Source organism: Streptomyces sp. S6 (genome assembly GCF_054880855.1).
The window spans coordinates 1-1,592 of the sequence record NZ_JBTYMC010000613.1 but is presented as its reverse complement, the minus strand read 5'-3'; the positions used below and the strand labels follow the sequence as shown (position 1 = coordinate 1,592).

The 1,592-nt window shown below is 73.6% G+C and carries 1 protein-coding gene and 2 pseudogenes; 1 reads left to right on the top strand and 2 read right to left on the bottom strand.

Annotated features, from left to right (window positions below; translation table 11 throughout):
• Nucleotides 1-115: pseudogene (locus ACVNF4_RS35790) on the top strand (ABC transporter permease); the annotation flags it as partial.
• Between the two features lie 47 nt (nucleotides 116-162).
• Here the strand turns inward: ACVNF4_RS35790 and ACVNF4_RS35785 are convergent.
• Nucleotides 163-357, bottom strand: a pseudogene (locus ACVNF4_RS35785) (shikimate dehydrogenase); the annotation flags it as partial.
• Nucleotides 354-1,592 (bottom strand): 3-deoxy-7-phosphoheptulonate synthase (locus ACVNF4_RS35780; RefSeq protein ID WP_461807002.1); only part of this gene is annotated, 1,239 nt, incomplete at its 5' end. The pseudogene ACVNF4_RS35785 and the gene ACVNF4_RS35780, both read right to left, overlap by 4 nt.

Genomic DNA, 1,592 nt, shown 5'->3' with positions numbered 1-1,592 from the left:
CTACTGGCTGTCCTTCGCCGACCTCATGCGCGAGCCGGTCTACTGGGACGACCTCCAGAAGAACCTGAGCCTCCAGGCCCTGTACGCGGCGGTGTTCGGCTCGGCGGCGTGCGCCTTGTGCGGGACGGTGACGAAGATGCCGTCGAGGTTGCCGACGCGTTGCAGGCCGCGGACGACCTGCTCCAGGTCGTGCGGGTGGGCCCGCACCGGCACGAGGACGGCGTCGACGCCCTGTCGGGCGAAGAGCGGGTTGAGCAGTGCGGGCGACTGGACCTGGGTGACGGGGTCGCCGACGACCGCGTACAGCCGGGTGGTGCCGCTGATCAGGGCCTGTGGCGGGCGGCCGGGGTCGGTCACGTCGGGCTCCAGAGGCGGTGGGGGGCGGCGAGCAGTCCGGCGACGGTGAAGGCGAGTTCCATCGCCTGTTCGGCGTTGAGCCGGGGGTCGCAGGCGGTGCGGTAGCGGGCGGGCAGGTCGTCCTCGCCGAGGCCGCGGGCTCCGCCGACGCATTCGGTGACGTCCGCGCCGGTCGCCTCCAGGTGCAGGCCGCCGGGGTGGGTGCCGAGGGCGCGGTGGACCTCGAAGAAGCCGCGGATCTCGGCGAGGATGTCGTCGAAGCGGCGGGTCTTGCGGCCGTCCGCCGTGGTGCGGGAGTTGCCGTGCATGGGGTCGCACTGCCACACCACCTGGTGGCCGGTGGCGGTGACCTTCTCCACGATCGGCGGCAGCGCCTCACGGATCCGGGTGTGGCCCATCCTGCTGATCAGCGTCAGCCGTCCGGGGGTGGCGTGGGGGTCGAGTCTGCGGATGTAGTCGAGGGCCTGTTCGGGGGTGGTGCCGGGGCCGATCTTCACGCCGATGGGGTTGGCGAGGAGTTCGGCGACGGCGACGTGTGCGTCGTCGAGGCCCCGGGTGCGCTCGCCGATCCACAGGAAGTGCGCGAGGGGGCTGGCGAGCAGCGGCTCCGGGCCGGTGGCGAGTGTGGCGGGGTGCAGGGGCGCGGACTCGTAGCCGAGCAGGAGCATCTCGTGGCCGACGTGGATCTCTCCGGTGCCCGGGCCCGGATTCCGGTGGATCTTCTCGGCGGGGTGGGTGAAGCGGTCGCCGCCGGGGGCGTCTCGGACGTACGCGAGGATCCCGGCGGCCGGGTCCGCCGGGTTCTGTGCGCCCGTCCGGCGGACGAGTGCCATCGCGCCGGCCGCGTGCTCGTGGGCGAGCAGCATCCGCCGCGGGTCGGGGGTGCGGGCGGCGAGGGTGGGTGCGGCGGAGTTGACAATGTCGCCCCGGTAGACCGGCAGACCGTTCGCGTCGAGGGGCTGGGAGCGTGGCTTCGCGTACTGACCGGCCATGCGGGCGAGCGGGACCACCGGGAGCCCGGAGGCGTGGGCCAGGATCAGTGCCATGTGCCGCAGGAGCTGGAGGTTGGCCCGCAGGTGCGGTTCGGTGGCTTCGGTGAAGGTCTCCGCGCAGTCCCCGCTCTGGAGCAGGAACGCCTCGCCGCGGGCGACCGCCGCGAGCCGTTCGGACAGCCGTGCCGTCTCCGCCTCGGTCACGATCGGGGGCGCGGTGCGCAGCCGGGCCACCGCCGCCTG